Below are 21,973 nucleotides of genomic sequence, written 5' to 3' on the forward strand. Positions count from 1 at the left end.
ACCGTGGTACCTTGCGGCGCGTGTCGGATGTCCTTTGCCCTCAGTGCGCCACGGCGTGCGATCCGGCACACCGCTTTTGTCACGTGTGCGGCTTTCCGATCTCGGAGCTGCAAACACGCGCCGAGGATCCGCTGCTCGGCACGACGCTCCCGGGCGGCTACGTCATCCTCGAGCTCATCGGCGTGGGCGGCATGGGCCGCGTTTATCGCGCCGAACAGAAGGCGCTCGGCCGCACGGTCGCCGTCAAGATCATCCACCCGCACCTGCTCGGCGACGAGAGCGCGTCGGTCCGTTTCATCACCGAGGCGCGCGCGGCGAGCCGGCTGAACCACCCGAACATCGTCAGCGTTTTCGACTTCGGAAAGAGCGGAAACCAGCTCTACCTCGTGATGGAGTTCCTGCGCGGCCGTGACCTCGCGCGGGTCGACTACGAGGAAGGGCCGCTGCCGTTCCGGCGCATCGTCGACATCATGTGCCAGGTGCTCGCGGGCCTCGCGGAAGCGCATCACCTCGGGATCATCCACCGCGATTTGAAGCCCGAGAACGTGGTGCTCGAGCCGATGCGCACGGGCGGCGACTTCGTGAAGGTCGTCGACTTCGGGCTCGCCAAGATGCGCGAGGTGCCGAGCACGCACATCACGAGCCCCGGCATCGTCTGCGGAACGCCCGACTACATGTCGCCCGAGCAGGGGCGCGGCGATCCGATCGACGGCCGCAGCGACCTCTACACGTGCGGCGTGCTGCTCTTCCAGCTCCTCACGGGCCGGCTCCCGTTCGAGTCCGAGTCGCCGACGCAGGTCGTGCTGATGCACCTCACGGTGCCGCCGCCGAACCCGCTCGACGTCGCGCCGGCGCGCAACATCCCGCTTCCGCTCGTCGACGTGACGCTGCGCGCGATGGAGAAGGAAGTCAGCCGCCGCTACCAGACGGCCGACGAGTTCACGATCGCGCTGCGCTCCGCCGCGGTGATGCTCGATCGCGGGGCGCCGCCGCCCTCGGTCGACGAGCCCGGCGTGGCCTGCGGATCGTGCGGCACGATGGCGCCGCGCAACCAGAAGTTCTGCGGCGAGTGCGGCGCGCGGATCTCGCTCCAGCCGCCCATGAGCCAGCCCCGGCGCATCGCGCCCGTCTCGGCAGGGCCGCCGCCGCGCGTGCGCCTGTCGAGCTTGCCCGAGCTGCCGCTGCCGTTCGTCGGCCGCGAGCGTGACCTCGAGTGGCTCGACAACTTCCGCTTCGACGTCGATCGCACGCTCGCGACGGCGCGGATCGTCGGTGAGGGCGGCTCGGGCAAGACACGTCTGCTCCAGGAGTTCATCCACCTCGCCTCCGTCGCCGGCGACTTCGTCGTGCTCACGCGCCCCGATCCCTGGGGGGCCGACGTCGGCTACCACGTGCTGCGCGAGTCGATCGTGGCGCTTGCGTCGTTGCCTCCCGGCGGCGGCGAGCCCCACGAGTGGCGCGGCGCGACGCCCGAAGCGCGCGCCGGCCTCATGGCGATCTTCGGCAAGCAAGACCGCAGCGCGCCGCAGCCGAGCGTGAACATGTGGTCGAAGCCTCCCGCGGGCATCGTGCAGCCGGACGATCGGCGCTTCACCGCGGCCGAGGCCCTCCGCTGGGCCATCATGCGCGCGCACGAGAGCAACGAGGGGCGCCTCGTTCTGCTCGCGATCGACGATCTGCACGCCGTCGACGGCGCGAGCCGCAACGCCTTCGCCGACGTCGTCGTCGAGCCGCCGATCCATCCGCTGCTCGTCGTCTCGACGCACCTGCCCGGCTTCGATCCGGGCTGGGCCGGCGCCACGCGCGTGCTCGAAGGTCTCGCGCTCGACCTCGTCTCGCAGATGGTGAGCCAGCCGCTCGCCGCGACCCTCGGGCAAGGCGGCGGTCGGTCGATCTCGCCGCTCTACCTCGATCAGATCCTGCGCTTCTCCTCCGAAGGCGGCACGAATCCGCCCGCGCGTCTCGGTGATCTCGTGGCCCAGCGCATCGAGCGCCTCCCGCCCGAGGCGCGCCGCGTCCTGCAGGCCGTCTCCGTCCTCGGCGACGACGCGCAGATGGAGGACATCGAGCGGCTCCTCCCTTCGGATCGCAACACGGGCACGCTCCTCGCCGTCCTCCGCGCGTCGGGCATGATCGAGCAGGAGCTCGGCGGCTTCCGCGCGGCGCACCCGCTCCTCCGCGAGATCGCGCTCGCCACGACGCCCGTCGCCGTGCGCCGCGATCTTCACGCGCGCGCGCTCGTGGGCCCGGACAGCGAACCGCTCCCGCTCCCGCTCGAGGTCCGCGCGCTCCACGCCTACCACGCGCAGGACACCTTCGAGGCGCTCATGCTCCTCGAACAGGTCGCTGATCGCGCGGGCGATCGCGGTGATCGCGCGGGCGCCATCCTCGCGCTGCGCCGCGGCCTCGACCTCGCGCGCCGCGAGCTGTTCCGTGGCGAGCTCGACGAGCCCGAGAAGGCCGTGATCATCTTCAGCCGCAAGCTCGGCGAGGCGCTCGCTCGCGCCTCCGCGCTCACCGACGCCGACGGCGTCCTGCGCGAGGCCCTCGATCTCGCCGCGGGTGGCATCGAGCGCGCGCGCCTGCTCGCGGCGCTCGCGTTCGTCGCGTACGAGCGGGGCCGCGCGAAGGAGGCGCAAACCTTCTTGCATCAGTCGCTCGATCTCGCGCGGTCGTTCGGATCGAGTGATCTCATGGCCTCCCTCGAGCGCATGCGCGCCGACTGGACCGCGGGGTGAACGAGCGACGCGTGGTCCCCGAGGGCCCCGCGCCCCAAACGGCCGCGTCGCGCGGCGCGGCTCGCTCCTTCGTCGCGCGCTGGGACCTCGACAAGACCTACCTGCGCACCGACTTCGACACGGTGCGCGACCTCGTCCGCACCGCGATCGAGAGGCCCGATCAGAAGCGCACGGTCCCCGGCGCGGCGGCGCTGCTCCGCGAGCTCGGCCGCGCGGGCGTGGAGATCCACATCCTCTCCGGCAGCCCCGAGCAGCTCCGCTCGCGCATCGAGCAGAAGCTCCGCCTCGACGGCGCGCGCTGGGCTTCGCTCACGCTCAAGCCGAACCTCCAGAACATCCTGCGCCTGCGCTTCCGCGCGCTGCGTGGCCAGCTCGGCTACAAGCTGCCCTCGCTCCTCCGCCGCCGCTGCGAGCTCGGCTCCGTGCGGGACGAGAGCGGCGAGCTCGTGCGCGAGGTCTTGCTCGGCGACGACGCCGAGGCCGACGCGTTCGTCTACTCGCTCTACGCCGACGTGTGCGAGGGCAAGGTCAAACCCGACGAGCTCGTCGACATCATGCGCGCGGGTGGCGCGTACGAGGACACGATCCTCGACGCCGTCCGCTTCGCTGGTTACGTCGAGAAGGGCCCTGTCGTCGAGCGCATCCTGATCCACCTCGACCGGCAGTCGTCGCCTTCGGACTTCCGCCTCTACGGCGCGCGCGTCGTCCCCTTCTACAACTACCTCCAGGCTGCTTTCGTCCTGCACGAGGACGGCCGCATTCCGGATCGCGCCGTGCTGCGCGTCGCGCAGGACCTCGTCGCGTCCCACAACTTCGACGGCGCTGCGCTCGGCCGCAGCTACCTCGACCTCTCGCGCCGCGGCCACGTCTCCGGGCGCGGCATCCCGGCGATCGCCGACGCGTACCGCGAGCTCACGCAGGGCCGCGCCGCGTCCGCGAGCGAGCTCGGCGCGATGGTGCAGAGCCTCGAGCACATGCTCCCCGACCTGCGCCCGCCCGTCTCGCGCTCCGAGAATGCCCTCGACTACCGCGCGATGGTCACCGCGCACAACCCGAGAACGCGACGTTGATCCCTCTGCATCGACCGCATCGCGGTCGATGCACGAGAGGTCCAGGGCAGTGCCCTGGTTCGGGTCCAGGGGCGAAGAGCCCCTGGTCGGGTCCGGGGTGAAACCCCGGCGCTACGCTGCCTCAAACCCAGGCGTTGTTCAGGATCTCGCCCACGCCGCCTGCGCCCGGCACGATGTACTGCACCTCGTTGAGCCCGCGCTCTTCCTCGTGCGTACCAGGCTCCGTGCGCAGCACGGCCGGCGGCGAAAGCCCTCGATCGAGCCGGTAGGCGTACACCACGAGATCCGGGTGCGCCGCGTGCACGCGCCGGATGTACTCGGGCGTCACGATCAGGTGCATCGCGATGAGCTTCGCCGGCTTTCCTTCGAGCGAGCCCTTGTAATACGAGACCGCGCTGACCATCGACGAGCCCGTCGCGCCCATCGGATCGGGGAACAGCACGTAGCGGTCGCCCACGTCACGGCCGATCTTCGCGTCGTGCCATGTCGCGCCGACGACCTCGCCCTGGGCGTTCGTCTGCCGGCTCATGAACAGGTGATCTTGTCGCACGAGGCTCGGGTCGAGCACCTCGTTCATGAGGTCGAAGACCACCTGCGAGGGCATGGTCCCGGCCCGCGCGATGCCCACGGTCACGGCCTTGGTGGTCCTGGAGAGCGCGGTGCCGCGGTAGACGGCCTCCGGGTGGGAGACGGCCATGCGGGTGGGGACGTCCACGCGGGCGCGGGGGAACTCCGTCGCCAGCACGACGCGGGCGAGCCCTTCGTAGAGCATGCGGACCAGGCGTCCCATGTCCGGCTGGCCCGTATCCGGCGAGCAAGCTCGGGTCAAAAGGGTCCAGGCGAACGGGTCATCGAGCAGATGGACCCCCGGCCCGTAGCGGTGGGGGATCTCGGCAGCCTGGTACCGGCTCTCGGCGTAGGCGGTGTCGACCATCATTTTTCTGTTACACTACCTGGCCCCGGGCGGGGTATTCCTACGCGCGCCGGTGGTTCCGGCGTATGGGTTCGGCACGGAGGACGTGGCTGGATCTCTTTCCAGGCGTTCGGACGTGTGCGACACCCGCGAGACGGAGGATAGGTTCGGTGGACAGCGACCTGGCCGAATCGGTTGCGGCGCTCAAAGACATCTTCGCCAAGCGAAGCATCCCCGTGAGCTTCGGTAAGGCGGATCCGGCGGCGATCGACGAGCTACGCAAGACCTTCAGGATCCCTGCGCGCTATCGCGCCTTCGTTGCGGCGGCGGATCCGACGGACGTCGAGACCGTGACCCCGGTCGAGCGGGTGCGGCTCTTCCCGTCGCACAAGCTCGCGGGCGAGCAGACGCTCGGGGGCAAGTCCGTGGGCGAGATCCCGAACTGGCGCAAGAACTGGGTGATCATCGCGCGGAGCGCGCTCCTCGGAGATCCCTACTTCCTGGACACGAGCAAGCTCGACGCCGAGGGCGACTGCCCCGTCTTCACGTGCATGCTCGGCACCGACACGATCAAGCCCGTGCTCTGCGCGTCGAGCTTCCAGCAGTTCCTGCGGATCCTCGCGACGAGCATGGAGGTCGCGACCGGCTTCGGGAGCGGCGTGCTCGACGACGAGGACGAGGCGATCTTCCGTGAGGCGCTCGCGCCGAAGATCAAGACGATCGACTCGGCGGCGCTGCGCGCAGGTCACTGGACCTAGAACATCGGCCCAGGCGATGTCCTCGGTGCCCGCGAGGGGTCGTTCTTCCGGGAACGTCCCCTCTGTCCGGTGAAAAAGCCCGAGGAGTAGGCCCCGATCGGGCCTATGTGCCGAAAAAAGAACGTGGTACGGCACGAGCTTCCGCTGTGATCCCTTTGATTCGCAGCGCGCTCGCAGCCGCATGATCCCCATTCACATCGATGGAACCGAGACGTTCGCCGCGAGCCTCGGTCGCCTCGTCGCGCGGGGCGCCGACGATCTCGGCGCCGTCGAGCAAGACGTGCGCGCGATCGTGTCGGCCGTCCGCGCCGAGGGAGACGAAGCCGTCTTCCGGTACGTCGAGCGCTTCGAGCGTCGCCGCCCCGATCCCCTCGTGATCCGCGGCTTCGACGGCGCCGCCGCGCTCGCGCGCCTCGAGCCCGATCTCCGCGCCGCGCTCGAGCTCGCGGCCGATCGGATCCGCCGTTACCACGAGCACCAGCGCGAGACAGGCTTCCGTTACGAAGAAGACGGCGTCGTGCTCGGCATGCGCGTGCGTCCGCTCGCGCGGGTCGGCGTGTACGCGCCCGGCGGCAAGGCGCGGTATCCGTCGAGCGTGCTCATGTCGGCGATCCCCGCGCGCGTCGCTGGCGTGCGCGACATCGTCCTCGCCACGCCGGCGCCCGACGATCGCCTCCTCGCGGCCGCGCACCTCTCCGGCGTCACGAGCATCCTCGACGCGGGCGGCGCGCAGGCCATCGCCGCGCTCGCGTACGGCACGGCGAGCTTGCCGCGCGTCGACAAGATCGTTGGTCCTGGAAACATCTACGTCGCTTGCGCGAAGAAGCTCGTCTACGGCGACGTCGACATCGACGGCATCGCGGGGCCGAGCGAGATCGTCGCGCTCGCCGACGACGCGGCCGATCCCGCCGTCGTCGCCGCGGATCTCCTCTCGCAGGCCGAGCACGACGAGGCCGCGTGGTGTGTCCTCGTCACGACCTCCCGTGCGCTCGCCGAAGCTGTCGTCGCCGAGCTCGGGCCTCAGCTCGCGGCCCTCTCGCGTGACTCCATCGCGGGGGAAGCGATGCGCACGCGCGGCGTCGCGCTCGTCGTGCCGACCCTCGCGCGCCTGGCCGAGATCGCCTCGCTCGTCGCGGGCGAGCACGTCTCGTATCACGTCGCCGATCCCGAGGCGCTCTTCGACACCGTCGAGGGCGGAGGCGCGGCGCTGCTCGGCGGCATGACGCCCGTCGCGGCGGGTGACTACCTCGCGGGCCCTTCGCACGTCCTGCCGACGGGCGGGGCGGCGCGTTTCGGCTCTCCGCTCGGCGTCTACGACTTCGTCGTGCGGGCGAGCATCATTCGTTACGGGGCGCCGGCGCTCTTGCGTCATGGGCCCTACATCGCGAACTTCGCGCGTGCCGAGGGCCTGGATGCGCACGCGCGCGCGGTCGAGCTACGGACGTCGCAGCACACGCGCCTCGGGGGGCGGGGGGAGGGCGAGAGTTAGCGATCGTCGTGTCAGAGCTTTAACGGGGATCCGGGCGGGGCCCTGTGCTTCAACAAGCAAGTGCTTGAAAACGCCCAGAAATTCGATGTGGCATCAAACGTGCTTTCAGTCCCGCTGATCGGGTAGGGACCCGCTCGCGTGGGCTTTTGGCGGGCTTCGGATCGGCAGTGCAAGGAGGACCTTCGATGAGATGGATGAGGATACGGGTCGCCTTCGTGGCCACCCTCGGGCTCCTCGCTGGTGGGGCGCTCGGGTGCGCCGAAGAGCGAGATCCCATCAACCGCGTGCAGGCGAACGCGCTGGCGAAGTCGTTCTTCGTCGGTGAAGACCTGCACAGCGACGCGGACAACCCCGAGTTCTGGTCGCAGGGCACGGTGGTCGACGTCGGCTACGGCGCGGCGCAGGACGGCTTGTTCACGTCCACGTACGCGCAGCCCGTCGCGCGCTTGAAGTGGCAGATCACGGAGGACCTCCTGATCGGGCGCTTGAGCTACGAGCGCATCCAGGACACCGACGGCAAGAAGGGCGTCGGACCGTCGACGGATCAGGGCGTGATCGTGGTCGCGTACCCCATCCAGTCGCACTTCGACATCCGGTACGAGTACAACCCGACGACGGGCGAGGAGATGAACATCCTCGTCGAGAACGGCTCGGACAGGCCCTGGTACGACCGCGAGTACTTCCGCGTCGACTGGAGCCGGAACCTGAACACCGACTCGTACGACTTCGACACGCTGTCGATGCTCGGCGTCTACGGCGGCGTCGACTACGAGCCGATGGACTACTACGTCAGCGATCCGAACGATCCCGACGCGCCGCACTTCGATCCCGAGACGGGTTACTTCGACGTCACGAACAAGGCGTTCGCGAAGCCCAAGATGATCGACCTCAGCCACCTCGGCTGGGGCATCGACAAGTTCCCGGCCTGCTTCCTCGACAACGACTTCTTCGGCGGTTCGGCGCCCTCCGGCACCTGCAACCCCGTCGAGCTCACGATCCGCCAGTCCTTCCGCCGCGTCGTCGATCGCGACTACGAGCCGGTCAACTGGGACGGCAAGCGCTTCAGCGCGTACGGCGCGTTCACCGTCGATCGTTCGGGCTACGCCCGCAACTACGGCATGAGCGACGACAAGTGGTACCGCTTCGCCGCGCGTTACAACATCTGGGAGCGCAGCCACTACTACGCCGATCTCGACAAGATGACGGGCGAGATCCCCTGCTTCGTCCCGGAGAAGACGCTCGCGGGCGACGATCCGCACCGCGACCTCGACGGCAACGGCACCGAGGACGAGTGCGAAGAGGTCACGCAGCGGACGGGCGTGGCGGGTTCGCGCTGCGACGAGTTCAAGCAGCGCTGCACCATGCCGTACCGCATGCGCAAGGAGGTCCCGCAGCCCTGGTACTACACCAAGGAGTCGGACCAGTCGTACTTCGAGTCGACCGACTGGGCGACGCACGAGTGGGACGTCGCGATGCGCGCCGCGGTCATGTCTTCGCGCAACGCCGAGTGCAAGGCGACGGGCGGTGATCCCGGGGCGTGCGACGGCCAGTACCCGATGTACCACGGCCAGATGGACGACAACTGGGACCTCATCCAGCTGTCGCGCGAGGTCGACGCCTGCCGCGCCGGCAAGACGAACGACGGCCGGAACTGCGAGGCGATCGCCGATCAGCTCGGCAACGAGCGCGGCATGGATCCGGGCGTGATCGCGGTCGCGAAGATGCCGCAGATGATCATGCTCTGCCACAGCCCGGTCCTCGAGACCGACGATCCGGCCTGCGGTCCGGCGGGACGCACGGTGCGCATGGGCGACCTGCGCTACCACCAGATCAACGTCATCCCGACGCCGCAGACGCCCTCGCCGTGGGGCATCATGACGGACTCGGACGATCCGCTCACGGGCGAGAAGATCGCGGCGAGCGCGAACGTCTGGTCGCACGTCACCGATCTCTTCAGCCAGGGCCTCGTCGATCAGATGCGGTACCTGAACGGCGAGCTCTCGACCGACGACGTCACCGAGGGCACGTACGTCAAGGACTGGGCGATCGCCAGCGAGGCGGCGGGCGGCACGGGCGTGCTCCCGCAGATGAGCCAGGCGGATCTCTCGCGTCGCGTGCTCGGCGGCGCGGGCGTCATGCCCGACAAGATGAAGGCCGTCGAGAGCGGCGAGGGCTCGATCGTCACGAAGCCCGAGTTCGCCGAGGCGCTCGAGAACGTGAAGCACATGGTCCAGGACGTGCGCGCCGACGCGTTCGCGCCCTCGGCCAACCGCCCGGTCTACGAGGCGCGCCGCATGCACGCGGCGGGCTCGCCGATGGAGGCGCAGCTCACGACGAAGGCGATGCAGCAGCTCGCCGGCACGGAGAAGCTGCCGCTGAACGACGCCGTGATGAACTTCGCGTCGCCTCTGCGCGGCAATCATCCGCAGGTGCAGCGTGACATCGCGCGCATGAAGGAGATCGCCCTCGCCGAGCGTGGCATGTGCATCATGCAGGCGACGTTCCCCTCGCCGATCGGCCTCACGTCGCTCGACAAGGCGATCCAGGCGAAGTTCAAGGACGCCATCAACCCCCGCACGGGCGCGCCGTACGGCACGTTCGCGGATCCGATGGCGAACACGAAGCAGGACCAGCTCGACCGCTCCGAGGCGATCCGTCACTGGCTCGCGCAGAAGGCGCACTACTCGGTCATCGCGCACGAGATGGGTCACTCCATCGGCCTGCGCCACAACTTCGTGAGCTCGTCGGACGCCTGGGGATTCCGCCCGCAGTACTGGCAGCTCCGCACGAAGAACGGCAAGGTCACGGCGGCGTGCAACGACCTCAAGAGCGAGGCCGACAGCGAGAACTGCATCGGGCCGCGTTACTTCGACCAGGTCACGGCGAATGAGCGCGATCAGCTCCTCACCATGTTCATGCACCAGTCGATCATGGAGTACGGCGGTGAAGTCACGCAGGACTTCCTCGGCCTCTCCGCGTACGACTTCGCCGCTGCGCGCATGTTCTACGGCCAGACGGTCGCGGTGCATGCCGACGCGGACATGAACGCGGACAAACCGATCGGCCGCGCCGCCCTCGACAAGATGGACGGCTTCGGCGGCATCATCGGCTACCAGTACACGTCGAACGGCAGCGCGAACATCCACTACTCCCAGCTCCAGCGGACGTGGAAGATGCTCGACGCGCAGAGCTGCGTCTCGCTCTCGGAAGAGCAGGTGCAGCGCATGAAGCCGGCCGACTGGGACGAGGCGCGCCTCGGCAAGTGGGACCCGCTGCTCGACGGCCTGATCGTCAAGGTCAACGGCGAGTACTCCAAGTGCAAGATGCGCAAGGTCGACTACATGCCGTGGCAGTCGATGCGCGACAACGGTCAGGACTTCGCCCGTCGTTGGAGCTCCGTCGATGCGGCGAAGCGCACGCGCGTTCCCTACGGCTTCGCCACGGACCGCTGGGCCGACCTCGGCAACGTCGCCGTCTACCGCCACGACAACGGCGCGGACGTCTACGAGCTCTTCAACTTCTTCATCACGCAGCAGGAAGTCGGGCACATCTTCGACAACTACCGCCGCAACCGGCAGAGCTTCAGCGTCCGCGCTTCGGCGATGCGCACGCTCGAGCGGTACAACACGAAGATGCGCGACGCGGCCAAGGGCCTCGGCTTGCTCGTGAACATCTACCGTGACTTCGCGCTCGAGTCCGGCTTCGACTTCAACTCGGAGTGGCCCTCGATCGCGAAGCAGTTCTACCAGGACAACATCCTGGCCTCGGGCCTCGCGTTCGATCACTTCGCGCGCCAGGTCGCTCGCCCGCAGCCCGGCAACCACCAGAAGATCGCGAACGACCTCGTCCTGCGCTCGACGGACGACACCTACGCGACGCCGGGTCCCACGGTCCTCGCCGTGCCGAACGGCGCGACGGGGTATCGCTCGGACAACAGCCCCGCGGGCCCCGCGTCGATCGGCATCGGCGGCAAGTTGCTCGAGAACCGCCTCGCGGAGGACAAGGGCAACGACTACGACTCCGAGTACACGATGAACGCCGGGTCGTATTACGACAAGGCCTGGGCCTCGATGCTGATGACCGAGTCGGTCGACAACTTCATCAGCGCCTCGCGCCTGGACTTCCTCGACGCTCGTTACCGCGCGGTCTCGCTCGCGGACGTGTTCCCCGAGGGCTATCGTCGGTGGCTGGCGAACAACCTGACCGGCGACGACATGCTCAAGGGCTCGTGGGTCAAGGCGAACAACAACACGCCCGTCACCGATGCGCAGAAGTTCCCGACGACGCCGCTCGGCTGGACGAGCTGGTGGCCGGCGGAGGGCCCGCAGGTCTGCTTCCCCGGCCAGGGGTCGACGGTCTGCTCGGCGGTCGGCTGGGATCCGGGCGTCTTCGAGGGCGAGTCGGTCAACGTCGACACGCTCATGCCCATCGACGGCCAGATCGGCTGGGAGCAGCAGAAGTTCCTCATCGCCTGGACGATGAACTACCTGCCCGAGAACCAGCAGCAGTGGTGGATCAACATGCTCCGCCTGTGGGAGCAGGGCGTGGACGGCGATCCCGAGTTCGGCAACCGCGTCGAGTTCCACGATCCGACGGGCAAGGTGTACATCGCCAAGTCCTACGGCACCGAGGTCCTCTTCCCGGGCACGAAGTACGAGAAGACCGTCCAGAAGGGCATTTCGGCGCGCGTCCTGCAGTACGCGAACGAGCTGCTCCAGCAGGCGTACGTGGTCGACGAGATCGACTTCGACAACGACGGCACGGTCGACTGGTACAAGGCGCGGCTCAACGCGGACACGACGTCGCCGAACTACGGCGCGCCGCTCGTCAAGTTCGACTCGACGATCCAGTCGTCGGCCGATCGTTGCACCGCCGCTGACAACACCGGCTGCACCTGCACGGCGAACCGCGCTTGCGTGAAGCTCTCGCGGTACGTCGAGGTGCCGTTCTTCATCCGTCAGGCCCTCTCGGCGTACGGCCTTGCGGACCCGACGATGAAGGGCATCTACGACTGATCCAAGCCACCTCCCCCCACCCCTCTCCGCTCGGGAGAGGGGCCGGGGGTGAGGGGATCGATCCAAAAAGAAAGGCCACGGGATCCGTCCCGTGGCCTTTTTCTTTGCGTGTGCAGCGGCCGGTTTGTCCGGGCGCGCGTTTGTCCGGACGCGTCAGCCCTTCCGCAGATACCCCGCGGCGATCAGCTTGATGACGGCCTGGGTCGTATCGAGATCCGTCGCGTGGCTCTTGTTCAGCACGACGGCGAGGTGCCCGTGGTTGTACGCGAGCTGGAAGACCTCGATCTCCGTCGGCGAGAGCTCACGCAGCGCGGGCCCGAGCGGGTGCGGCACGTTGAGGCGCGTGTCGAGATCCGGCAGCTTGTGCCGGAGCGCGTTGAGCTCGTCGATCTGCCGCAGGCCCTCCATCAGGAGCTCCTGCACCGAGAGGTTGATCGTCACCGGCAGCGTGCGGTCCTCGGGCGGATCGAAGTCGAACGTCCCGCGTGTCCACGCGAGGATGCGGATCGCGGCCTTCAGCGGCGGCACGTCGTCCTCGTTGATCTCCGCGTACGTGACGATGCCTCGGTGCAGGAAGATCTTTCCGACGTCGTCATCCGACGTGATCACGAGGACGCCGCTCTTCTTCGAGGTCCCGAGCAGCTGCAGGAGGTCGGGCAGCGGGATCTCCTCGATCGCGCCGGACATCGAGCGCGCGGGGCCGCGGGGCGCCACGGAGGGGCGCGGCGGCTCCACCTTGCGGCGCGAGCCGGCGGCGGCGGCGGCGGCATCGGCCGAAACCACCTTGAGGATGCTCGTGCCGATGAGCACGCGGTCGCCTTCCTTGAGCGCGCTCTTCTGGATCTTCTCGCCGTTCACGAACGTGCCGTTCGTCGAGCCGAGATCCTCGATCGTGAGGTCCGTGTTCGAGAGCAAGAAGCGCGCGTGCCTGCGCGAGACCATCTCCTCGACGAGGACGATGCCCGCGTCGCTCGCGCGCCCGACGACGAGCTCCTGCGCGTCCTGCAGCGGGATCTCGCCACCCTGGTACTTTCCCGAGATGAAGCGCAGAACGAGCCGCGACGGAGACGTCATGTGTGGAGCTTGTTCCATGTGCGTGGAAACCGAGCACGAGCCACTGCCACGCTCGGTCCGACATTGTGCATCGTGAGACTCTTGGGGTCATCCATCAAAACGACGCGGGCGTAGCGCCCGGGGCGCGGTGTTTCCGCTGCGATCGTGACGCCGCGGAAGCTCGCGTGCACGACGCGAACCCCATTTCACGTGAGGTGGGATCGCCACGATCGCGCCCCTCACCGCTCGGGAGAGGGGGTGCGGCTAACGGCTCCGGCGCCTCCGCAGCGCGAGCGCCGCGCCGGCGAGCCCGAGCGCCCAGGCGAGGGGATCCGTCGACGACGGCGACTTCCCGGTCGAGCACGCGCCGCCGGTGATCACGAAGCCCTCGGGGGGCGCTTGTCCGCCGCTGCCTGCGGCTCCGCCTTGTCCGCCGCTTCCACCGGCGCCTGCCGAGCCGCCTGCGCCGCCTGCGCCCGCGGAGCCGCCCATTCCGCCTGCGCCGCCGGCACCACCTGCGCCGCCGGCACCGCCTGCGCCAGCCATGCCGCCTGCGCCGCCCATGCCGCCCGTGCCCGAAGAGACCGTGTCGTCGCTCGGATCGTTCGGGTCTCCTTCGCCCGGATCCACCGCGCCGTCCTTGTCCTTGTCCTCCTCGCCGTCGGGGATGCCGCCGTTGTCCGTGTCGGCGTCGAGCGGATCGGTCGTCGTCGCGCCCATGTCCGCGTCGGGCACGCAGTTGCCGGCGGCGGGGTTCGTCCCGGGACCGCTGCAGTCGTAGCCCATCTCCGTGCCGTCGAAGATCCCGTCGCCGTCGCTGTCCGGGTCGTTCGCGTTGTTCACGCCGTCGCCGTCGGTGTCGTCGCCCGGCAGCGGCTCTTGCCCGTCGGGCACGCCGTCGTTGTCCGTGTCGGCGTCGGTCGGGTCCGTGCCGAGGATGACCTCGACGTCGTCGGGCAACCCGTCGCCGTCGGTATCGTTGCAGCCCTCGTCGACGCTCCCGTCGCAGTCGTTGTCCTTCCCGTCGCACGTCTCCATGCCCGAGCTCACGCAGATGCATTGCTTCGGCGCCGGATCGCAGACGGGTTTGTCGCCGGGGCACTGGCTGTCCTCGGTGCAGCCCACGCACGCATTTGGATCGCTCGACGTGTCGCAGATCGGCGTCGCGCCGCCGCAATCGGCGTTCGTCGTGCACTCCTCGATCACCACGACCGTGGGCGGGTTGCCCGGCGAGACCCCGTTCCCGTCCGTCGGGAACGACGTGTACGGCGCGCCTTGCTCGCCCTCGCCGCTGATCGTCGCCTGGTTCGAGATGTTCGCGGGCGCGTTCGGCTCGATCTTCACGCGGAAGCGCACGAGCGCCGTCTCGCCGGGGGCCATCTTGCCGCCCGTGGCCGCGTTCGCACCCGCGCCGAGGCGCACCGTGACCGTGCGCGTGGCGGCCGTGTACTCGCCTTGATCGTCGCCCGCTTGATCCGTCTTCGGGCCGGCGTTCGCGCCTTGCACGATCTGGAGCGAGCCCGGCACGAACGACACGCCCACGGGCAGCGCGTCGTCGAGGCGCGTCTTGATCGACGTGTCGTTGCCGCTGTTCGTCACGGCGATCGTGTATTCGAGCTCGTCGCCGACGACGAGCTTGCCCGCGTTCACGTCCGACGCGGTCTTCGTCGAGGTCGAGTAATCGGGCAGCAGCGTGGAGATCGACGAGACGAAGCCGCCGATCCAGTAGATGTCGTTTGCGCCCGAAGCATTGCCGACCTGCACGTTCGCCGTCTTCTGGCCGGGCGTGATCTTCGTGGAGATGTCGACCACGTCGAGATCGATCCCGCTCATGCTGCCGGGCCCGCCCGTGAGCTGCGGCAGATCGCCGGCCGTGGTGACGGGCGCGCCGAGCCACGATCGCGAGGCGTTGAAGAAGTTCCCGCTCGGGTTCTGGGCGTCGATGATGTCGTTGGCGGCGCCGAGCACGCCCTCGCCGAAGCGCAGGTAATCGTTCTGGCCGGAAGAGCTCGCGACGTCGCCCTCGTAGGCGATGACGCCGAGCTTGCCGTCGATCGCCGCGCCCGGCACGGTGAAGCCCGAGAGCGCGAGCGTCTGCGGGGTTTGTCCGATCCGGTCGAAGCCGTCGTGCAGCGCGAGGTGGCGCGGCTTTTCCGAGGGCAGCTCGTAGAAGACCACGAGCCACCACGCGGCGAAGAGCCGGTCTTGCACGAGGCCGACGAAGCTGATCGAGTCGACGCCCGAGAGCCGGTACGCGCCTCCGCCCTGGGCCGTCACGAGCGCGGTCACGTCCGCGGTCGACTGGTAGAAGTACTCGGTCACGCCGCCCGAGACGTTCGTGCTCACGAGGCTCTCGTCCGCCGTGATCGCTTGCGAGAACGCGCCGGGGCGATCGAGCGTCACGCCCGTATCGGCCATGCCATTGTTGTCCCAGCGCGCGCCCCAGTAGAGGCGGGCGTACGTCACGGTCGCGCCGGGCGGAAGGGTGAGCACGGCGGTCGAGCGCTGGTCGGCCACGGCGACCGCCTCCGAGGCGGAGGCGCTGCCGGGGGCGGGCGCGTCCGCGCGCCAGTGGATATCGGGGGCGCCGTCGCCGCTGCCGTTGCACGCCACGTCGCCGACGATGGGCGCGACCCCGACGTTGCCGCACTCGTGTCCGAGCGTATTGCCGATCAGCCGAAAATCGCCGTGGCCGTCGAACTGTTTTCGCAGCTTGGGGGCGGCGAGGGCCGTCCCGGCGGGGAGGGCGGCGAGGGCCGCAGCGCCGAGCAGGGCGACGAGGCCGGCCCGGCCGAGGAAGCTTCGCCGGGGCGGGAGAGCGGAACGCGTGGACATGGGGCAAGGACCTCGCATTCCATCATGCCAGAGGTCGCCTGCCGCGCGCATTCTTTTTGGAACGAGATCGCGGGGCTTTGGTCCGCGCGCTCAGAATGCGTTATGGCCGGTCAGCGCGTTGCCCAGGATCAGCGTGTGCACCTCGTCCGTGCCCTCGTACGTGTAGACGCTCTCGAGGTTCAGCGCGTGCCGAATGACGGGGTAGTCGAGCAGGATCCCGTTGCCGCCGAGCAGGCCGCGCGCCTTGCGGGCGGCGCGCAGCGCGAGGCCCACGTTGTTCTTCTTGCAGAAGGAGACCTGAACGGGCGTGATGCCGCCGGCGTCCTTGAGGCGCCCGAAATGCAGGGCGAGGATCTGGCCTTTGGCGATGTCCATGGCAATCTCCACGATTTGCTCCTGCACGAGCTGCTTCGCCGCGACGGGCTTTCCGAACTGCACGCGCTCGCGCGTGTACGAGAGCGCGGCGTCGTAACAGGCGCGCGCGGCGCCGAGCGCGCCCCAGGAGATGCCGAAGCGCGCTTGCGTCAGGCAGGAGAGCGGCCCCTTGAGCCCCACCACGCCGGGAAGCATGTTTTCCTTGGGCACGCGCGCCTCGTTCAGCACGATCTCGCCCGTGGGGCTCGCGCGTAGGCTCATTTTTCCGTGGATCGTGGGCGTCTCGAAGCCCTTCGTCCCGCGCTCGACGATGAACCCGCGGATGGACGCGGCGTCGCCGTCGTCGACCTTCGCCCATACCACGGCGAGATCGCAGATCGGCGCGCTCGTGATCCACATCTTCGTCCCCGTGAGCACGTACGAATCGCCGTCGAGCCGCGCGCGCGTCTTCATCGAGCCGGGATCGCTGCCGGCGTCGGGCTCGGTCAGGCCGAAGCAGCCGATGAGCTCGGCGGCGGCCATTTTCGGCAGGTATTTGTTTTTCTGTTCCTCGGAGCCGAAGCGCCAGATCGGGTACATCGCGAGCGAGCCCTGGACGCTGACGAAGCTCCTGAGCCCGCTGTCGCCGTACTCGAGCTCGGCGAGCGCGAGCCCGTAGGAGACGGCATTCATGCCGGCGCAGCCGTATCCCTTGAGCGAGGCGCCGAGCAGGCCCATCTGGGCGATCTCGGGGATGAGGTCGGTCGCGAACTGCTCCTTCGCGAAGAGCTCGGCGGCGCGCGGCAGATACCGCTCGCGCACGAACCTGCGCACGGTGTCGCGGATCATGCGCTCCTCGTCCGTGAGGAGGCCGTCGATGGCGATGAGGGCGTCGAGCGAGAGCGGCTCTTGGGGCGTCATGGTCGGAGGCGTGTGTAGCCCGGATGGCGGGCGCGGGGAAGGGGGCGTCGCGGCGCGCGCCGCACGATCACGACAATCCACGTGTTATGGATGCTGCATGCGCCCCAAGGACGGCACATTTTTCCTTCCTGGCCCGGCCGGCCGCATCGAGGCCGTGCTCAAGCGCCACCCGAGCGCCACGGCGGCGGCCGTCGTTTGCCATCCGCACCCGCAGTTCGGCGGCACGTTCTACAACAAGGTCGTTTCCCGGGCCACGCGCGCCCTCCACGCCGCGGGGGCCACGGTCCTGCGCTTTCATTTTCGCGGCGTCGAGGCGAGCGAGGGCCATTTCGACGGCGGCGCGGGCGAGGTCGACGACGCCCGCGCGGCGCTCGATTTCCTCGCCCCCGAGCACAGCCGGCTCCTCGTCGCCGGTTACTCTTTCGGCGCCTGGGTCGGCCTGCGCGCCGGCGCGGCGGATCCGCGCGTGGAGGCGCTGATCGGCATCGGCATTCCCATCAACGTCTACGATTTCTCCTACCTCCGCGAGGCGCGGAAGCCGCTGCTCCTGATCCAAGGCGATCGCGACGAATGGGGCGACATCGACGCGGTCCGCGCGTTCGCGCGCGAGCTTTCCGGGCCGGTCACGCTGGAGGTGCTCCCCGGGGCAAACCATTCCCTCGCGGAGCACCTCGAGACGATGACGCAGAAGATCTCCGAATTCGTCGCGCGTCGCTCAGACTGACGCGAGCGAGCGTCCTTGCGAGAGCGCCTCGGCGACCGCGCGCCTCCGCAGCTTGCCGCTCGTCGTCTTCGGCAAGAGCCCGGGGGCCAGGAGCATCACGCGATCGACGCCGATTCCGCGCGAAAGCAGCGCGGCGCGCACCCGCTCGCCGAGCGCGTCGTGGGCGCCTTGGTCGAGCTTCGTCTCCGCGACGACGTACACGAGCTCGGTCTCGTCCGCCTCCGCCCGCACGCCGACCGCCACGACGCAGCCGCTCCGCACGTCCTCGACCTCGGAGACGATCTCCTCGATCACCGAAGGAAGCAGGTTGTGCCCGCCCTTGATGATGAGCTCTTTTTTCCGACCCGTGACGAAAAGCTCGCCCGCATCGAGATACCCGAGGTCCCCGGTGCGCAGGTAGCCCTCCCGCAGCGCCGCCGCGGTGGCCGCCGGATCGTCGAGGTATTCGTGCATCAACGTCGGCGCGCGGACCTCGATCTCGCCCACCTGCCGCTCGGGCAGCGCCTCGCCGTCCTCGCCCATGATTCGCACTTCGGTCCGGGGAATCGGTCGTCCCACGCACGTGAGCTCGAGCGCGTGCGGGCCCGGCTCGGTCGCGACCGCGCGCCCGGTCCGCGTGAGCGTTTCGCGATCCACCACGGCGAAGCGCGACGGCGCGAGCAGCTTCGGGAAGCTCACGGCGACGGTGGCCTCGGCGAGGCCATAGACCGGGAAAAATGCCTCTGCGCGGAAACCCACGGGGCGGAAGGCCTCGGCGAAGCGCCGGAGCAGCCCCGGTGAAATGGGCTCCGCGCCGATCATCGCGCATTCCCAGGGCCGAAGGTCGAGCCCCGCCTCCGCCGCGCGCCGCGCGAGCCGGAGGACGAGCGCATAGGCCGAGGGCGGCGCCGCGCAGATCGTCGCTCGCAAGGAGGACATCGCCTCCAGCCAGGCGAGCGGCCGGGCCCGGAAATCCTGCGGCGCGAGCATGTTCGCGACGAACCCATTGTAAAAAGGAAAGAGCAGCCCGCCGATGAGCCCCATGTCGTGATGCAGCGGCAGCCACGACACGGCCACCGATTCCGCGTGGCTCGGCAGCGCCTCGCTCATGCACGCCATGTGCAGCATCAGCCGCTCGTGCCCGAGCACGACGCCGCGCGGGTGCCCCGTGCTCCCGCTCGTGAGCTGGATCAAGGCCGGGCCCGGGGCCCCGTCGGGATCGGGCGAGAATCCGTGCGGCGTGATCGAAAGATCCTCCGCGCAGAGGACCCGGACCGCCCCCGGCGCGCCCGCGAATGCCGAAAGCGCGCGCGAGGTCACGAGCGCCCGCGCGGAGAGCCGCTCCGCTGTTTTTCGGAGCTGCTCCAAAAACCCTTCGACGTCGGTGAGCCGGAACGGGAGCCCGATGGGAATGGGCACCGCGCCGAGCGACCAGATCCCGAAGAGCGTCGTGACCGCGGCCTTCACCTCGGGCACGAGCACGAGCACGCGGTCGCCGGGGCCGAGGCCCGCCTCGCGCAGCCCGGCCGCGACGCGCACCGATTCCTCCCAGAATCGGACCCAGCTCCACGCCTCGAATCCCGGCTCCTCCTTGAATCGAATCGCGACCGCGTCGCCCATCGATTCGGCGCGGCGGCGGAGCAGCCCGGCGAGGGTCCTCGTGCTCATCGCGCCCCCTCTTCCTGCGCGGGCGGGGCGATGGGGAACGAGGCGACCTCGAGACGCGGCCGGCCCCGCGTCGCCAGGATCATGTATTCGAGCGCGGTGCGCCGCGCGAAGGAGAGCTTGGCGACGGTCATGTATTGCTGGAGGAGCCGCGAAAACCCGGGCGAGATCGCCTCGATGCGGCGGCGGTTCTTGCGGACGTTGTCGATCCAGCGCTCCAGCGTGAGCGCGTAGGAGCTCGTGAGGTCCTCGACGTGGCTGATGTCGAGCCCCGCGCGCTCGATGAAGGCGAGCTCCTCGCTCAGGTGGAGCAGGCGGCAATACCCGAGCGCCTCGACGAAGATGTAATCCGTCGCCGTGCTCTCGCGGTCCCCGCGGCGCTCGGCCGGGAAATAACAATCCGAGATGAGCAAGCGCCCCGAGGGGCGGAGGGTCCGCGCGACGGATGGGTGGATCTCCTCGCGGTTGTGCATGTGGACGATGCTGCCGCTGAAGAGCACCACGTCGAACGAGCCCGGCTCCCAGGGGAGATCCTCGACGTGGCGGACGTCGATGTGCACGCGGTCCGCCACGCCGGCGGCGCGCGCGCGGCGGAGCGCCTCCTCGCGTTGCCGCTCGCTCAGCGTGATCCCGAAGAAATCGCCCTTCGTATGCTCGGCGAGATACAAAAGATTGCTGCCCCAGCCGCAGCCGACGTCGAGGACGCGCTCGCCGGGCTGGATGTCGAGCTTGGCCTGGATGCGGGCGAATTTGCGCGCCTGGGCGGTCTCGAGGTCCTCGTCGGGGCGCGCGAAGACGCCGGTCGCGTACGCGAGGCGGCTATCGAGGACCATCGAGAAGATCTCGACGTCGTGCTGGTAATGCTCGGCCACGACGCGGCGCTCGTGCTCGCGTTGCTCCGCGGGCGAGCGCTCCATGGCCTCGCGCTCGGCGTGGGTATGCGCCGTGGAGCTCATCGCGCACCTCCGTTCGCCTGGGCGGAGACCTTGTCGGCGACGAGCGCGGCCACGTCGGCGACAACGCGGATGTGCGGCTGCTCGGGCGTGGTGAAATCGGGCAGCGTGATGTCGAACGCCTCTTCGAGCGCGACGTTCAGCTTGATGAGCCCGAGGGAATCGATGCCGAGGCGCGCCTCGTCGAGCCGCGTGTCGAGCGCCACCTGCTCCACCGGCAGGCGCAGCGTCTCGGCGATGATCCGGCGGACGTCGTTGGCGATGGCTTCGGGAATGGAAAGTTCGGTAGACACGAAAAGCTCCTTGGTGCTGAAAGATACGGCGACGGCGCCTTGGCAAATGGGAGGCCACGCCGCGCATCCTTCCGTGGGAGCTTTGAACCACCGGCGTGTGCAGGCAATGCCCGACTCGCGCCAGTGTTGCGCGTGCAGCATTGGCACGGCGGTTCCGTGCAGTCGAAACATTGCCGGGGTGGTGGACGTCGGGCTCCGCGTCGACCCGGACGCGGGCTTTCCTCGTTCGATCGGCGAGGGTAGGGTGGGCGCTCCATGCGTCATCTCCTCTCCTCGCTGACCTTCGGCTCGTGCTTGACCCTCCTCGGCTGCGCGGCCTCGGCCCCTTGCCCTGAGCCGAGCGCCGCCGCGCCGCCGAACGCCATCGTCATCGGTCAATCGTTCGTCATGGACTCGGCCGCGCTCGGCGAAGCGCGCCGCATCACGGTGTATCTGCCGCCGGGGTATGCGGAGAGCAGCCAGCGATATCCCGTGGTTTATCTGCTCGACGGCGGCGCGGCCGAGGATTTTCACCATATCACCGGCATCGTCCAGGTCTCCGTGGCGAACGAGATCATGGAGCCGGTCCTCGTGATCGGAATCGAAAACACCGAGCGCCGACGCGATCTGACGGGCCCCACGGAGAGCGAGAAGGACAAGGCGATCGCGCCGCGCGTGGGCGGCTCGGCTGCGTTCCGCGCGTTTTTGAAGAACGAGCTCGTCCCGCGGATCGAGCGCGACTATCGGGCGAGCGGCGAGCGAGGGCTCATGGGCGAATCGCTGGCCGGGCTGTTCGTCCTGGAGACGTTTTTCGAGGACCCGGGCTCGTTCGGAACGTACATCGCGGTGAGCCCGAGCCTGTGGTGGAACGAGGGTTTCGTCCTGAGGCAGGCCGAGCCGCGCTTGAAGACGCTGCCCGTGCAGGGAAAAACGCTGTACCTGACGGTCGGCGGCGTCGAGGACAACACGAAGGAGACCGAGCAGATCGCCGGAATCCTGCGCCAGCATGCGCCCCCGGGTCTCGTGTGGCATTATGCGCCGCTTCCGGCGGAGGCGCACAATAGCGTGTACCATGTAGGCGCCGTGAATGCATTGCGGCTGCTGTATGCGCATAAGCGGGAGGCTCCGGGCGGAGGGTGAGTGCCCTCGCCGTCCGCGCACGCGTCCGTGGAGCCAAGACCCGCCGTCGCTGCCCCTGGAACCGGGGTGCCAGCATGTCACCGGGCTCGTACCC

Annotated in this window: 14 protein-coding genes; 7 read left to right on the top strand and 7 right to left on the bottom strand. The window is 69.0% G+C overall.

Features of this window, described 5'->3' with window-relative positions; translation table 11 throughout:
• The first annotated feature begins 20 nt into the window (after positions 1–20).
• Positions 21–2,738 carry a protein kinase gene (locus QHF85_RS35890; protein WP_281331909.1) on the top strand — a complete coding sequence of 906 codons (2,718 nt, stop codon included), beginning with the start codon at positions 21–23 and terminating at the stop codon, positions 2,736–2,738.
• Entirely contained in the window at positions 2,735–3,808 is a 1,074-nt protein-coding gene (locus tag QHF85_RS35895; RefSeq protein WP_281331910.1) for a hypothetical protein, read from the top strand. Before QHF85_RS35890 ends, QHF85_RS35895 begins: the two co-directional genes overlap by 4 nt.
• Before the next feature lie 121 nt (positions 3,809–3,929).
• Here the strand turns inward: QHF85_RS35895 and QHF85_RS35900 are convergent, their stop codons facing one another.
• Positions 3,930–4,742, bottom strand: coding sequence for a uracil phosphoribosyltransferase (locus QHF85_RS35900; protein ID WP_348652787.1), 813 nt, complete (start codon positions 4,740–4,742; stop codon positions 3,930–3,932).
• Positions 4,743–4,891: 149 nt separating this feature from the next.
• On the opposite strand from QHF85_RS35900, the gene QHF85_RS35905 reads away from it, so the two are divergent.
• The 3 genes from QHF85_RS35905 (at position 4,892) to QHF85_RS35915 (ending at position 11,983) form a co-directional block, all read left to right on the top strand.
• Complete coding sequence (locus tag QHF85_RS35905) at positions 4,892–5,479, top strand: SMI1/KNR4 family protein (protein WP_281331912.1); 588 nt, start codon at positions 4,892–4,894, stop codon at positions 5,477–5,479.
• A 181-nt stretch (positions 5,480–5,660) separates the two neighbouring features.
• On the top strand, positions 5,661–6,968 hold the full coding sequence (gene hisD, locus QHF85_RS35910; RefSeq protein ID WP_281331913.1) for a histidinol dehydrogenase: 1,308 nt from the start codon (positions 5,661–5,663) through the stop codon (positions 6,966–6,968).
• Positions 6,969–7,153: 185 nt separating this feature from the next.
• Positions 7,154–11,983, top strand: coding sequence for a zinc-dependent metalloprotease (locus tag QHF85_RS35915; protein WP_281331914.1), 4,830 nt, complete (start codon positions 7,154–7,156; stop codon positions 11,981–11,983).
• A 153-nt stretch (positions 11,984–12,136) separates the two neighbouring features.
• On the opposite strand, the gene QHF85_RS35920 is transcribed toward QHF85_RS35915, so the two are convergent.
• From QHF85_RS35920 to QHF85_RS35930, 3 genes are all read right to left on the bottom strand, one after another.
• Positions 12,137–13,057, bottom strand: coding sequence for a DUF4388 domain-containing protein (locus tag QHF85_RS35920; protein ID WP_281331915.1), 921 nt, complete (start codon positions 13,055–13,057; stop codon positions 12,137–12,139).
• Between the two features lie 243 nt (positions 13,058–13,300).
• A complete protein-coding gene (locus QHF85_RS35925) occupies positions 13,301–15,871 on the bottom strand; it encodes an isopeptide-forming domain-containing fimbrial protein (protein WP_281331916.1) in 2,571 nt (856 codons plus the stop codon).
• Between the two features lie 90 nt (positions 15,872–15,961).
• Positions 15,962–17,146: an acyl-CoA dehydrogenase family protein gene (locus QHF85_RS35930; RefSeq protein WP_281331917.1), complete on the bottom strand. Its 1,185-nt coding sequence runs from the start codon at positions 17,144–17,146 to the stop codon at positions 15,962–15,964.
• A gap of 97 nt (positions 17,147–17,243) precedes the next feature.
• On the opposite strand from QHF85_RS35930, the gene QHF85_RS35935 reads away from it, so the two are divergent.
• Positions 17,244–17,870, top strand: a complete 627-nt coding sequence (locus QHF85_RS35935; RefSeq protein WP_281331918.1) for an alpha/beta family hydrolase — start codon at positions 17,244–17,246, stop codon at positions 17,868–17,870.
• Here the strand turns inward: QHF85_RS35935 and QHF85_RS35940 are convergent.
• From QHF85_RS35940 to QHF85_RS35950, 3 genes are read right to left on the bottom strand one after another with little or no spacing between them, the layout of a single operon-like run.
• Positions 17,862–19,517 (bottom strand): AMP-binding protein, encoded by a 1,656-nt coding sequence (locus QHF85_RS35940; protein WP_281331919.1) that lies wholly within the window; start codon positions 19,515–19,517, stop codon positions 17,862–17,864. The two genes, QHF85_RS35935 and QHF85_RS35940, sit on opposite strands and share 9 nt — an antisense overlap.
• Positions 19,514–20,470 (bottom strand): class I SAM-dependent methyltransferase, encoded by a 957-nt coding sequence (locus QHF85_RS35945; RefSeq protein WP_281331920.1) that lies wholly within the window; start codon positions 20,468–20,470, stop codon positions 19,514–19,516. The genes QHF85_RS35940 and QHF85_RS35945 overlap by 4 nt, the downstream gene beginning before the upstream one ends.
• On the bottom strand, positions 20,467–20,760 hold the full coding sequence (locus tag QHF85_RS35950; RefSeq protein ID WP_281331921.1) for an acyl carrier protein: 294 nt from the start codon (positions 20,758–20,760) through the stop codon (positions 20,467–20,469). The genes QHF85_RS35945 and QHF85_RS35950 overlap by 4 nt, the downstream gene beginning before the upstream one ends.
• Before the next feature lie 255 nt (positions 20,761–21,015).
• Between QHF85_RS35950 and QHF85_RS35955 the strand changes: the two genes are divergently transcribed.
• Positions 21,016–21,879, top strand: coding sequence for an alpha/beta hydrolase-fold protein (locus QHF85_RS35955; RefSeq protein WP_281331922.1), 864 nt, complete (start codon positions 21,016–21,018; stop codon positions 21,877–21,879).
• The last annotated feature ends 94 nt before the right edge of the window (positions 21,880–21,973 follow it).

It is taken from the genome of Polyangium sp. 6x1, from assembly GCF_029946515.1.
GTDB lineage: Bacteria > Myxococcota_A > Polyangia > Polyangiales > Polyangiaceae > Polyangium.

Bases quoted from the DNA above. Each gene is read 5' to 3' on its own strand.
- QHF85_RS35925 (WP_281331916.1), bottom strand. From the start codon at position 15,871: ATGTCCACGCGTTCCGCTCTCCCGCCCCGGCGAAGCTTCCTCGGCCGG.
- QHF85_RS35920 (WP_281331915.1), bottom strand. From the start codon at position 13,057: ATGACGTCTCCGTCGCGGCTCGTTCTGCGCTTCATCTCGGGAAAGTAC.
- hisD (WP_281331913.1), top strand. From the start codon at position 5,661: ATGATCCCCATTCACATCGATGGAACCGAGACGTTCGCCGCGAGCCTC.
- QHF85_RS35915 (WP_281331914.1), top strand. From the start codon at position 7,154: ATGAGATGGATGAGGATACGGGTCGCCTTCGTGGCCACCCTCGGGCTC.
- QHF85_RS35900 (WP_348652787.1), bottom strand. From the start codon at position 4,742: ATGGTCGACACCGCCTACGCCGAGAGCCGGTACCAGGCTGCCGAGATC.
- QHF85_RS35955 (WP_281331922.1), top strand. From the start codon at position 21,016: ATGCGTCATCTCCTCTCCTCGCTGACCTTCGGCTCGTGCTTGACCCTC.
- QHF85_RS35935 (WP_281331918.1), top strand. From the start codon at position 17,244: ATGCGCCCCAAGGACGGCACATTTTTCCTTCCTGGCCCGGCCGGCCGC.
- QHF85_RS35930 (WP_281331917.1), bottom strand. From the start codon at position 17,146: ATGACGCCCCAAGAGCCGCTCTCGCTCGACGCCCTCATCGCCATCGAC.
- QHF85_RS35940 (WP_281331919.1), bottom strand. From the start codon at position 19,517: ATGAGCACGAGGACCCTCGCCGGGCTGCTCCGCCGCCGCGCCGAATCG.
- QHF85_RS35945 (WP_281331920.1), bottom strand. From the start codon at position 20,470: ATGAGCTCCACGGCGCATACCCACGCCGAGCGCGAGGCCATGGAGCGC.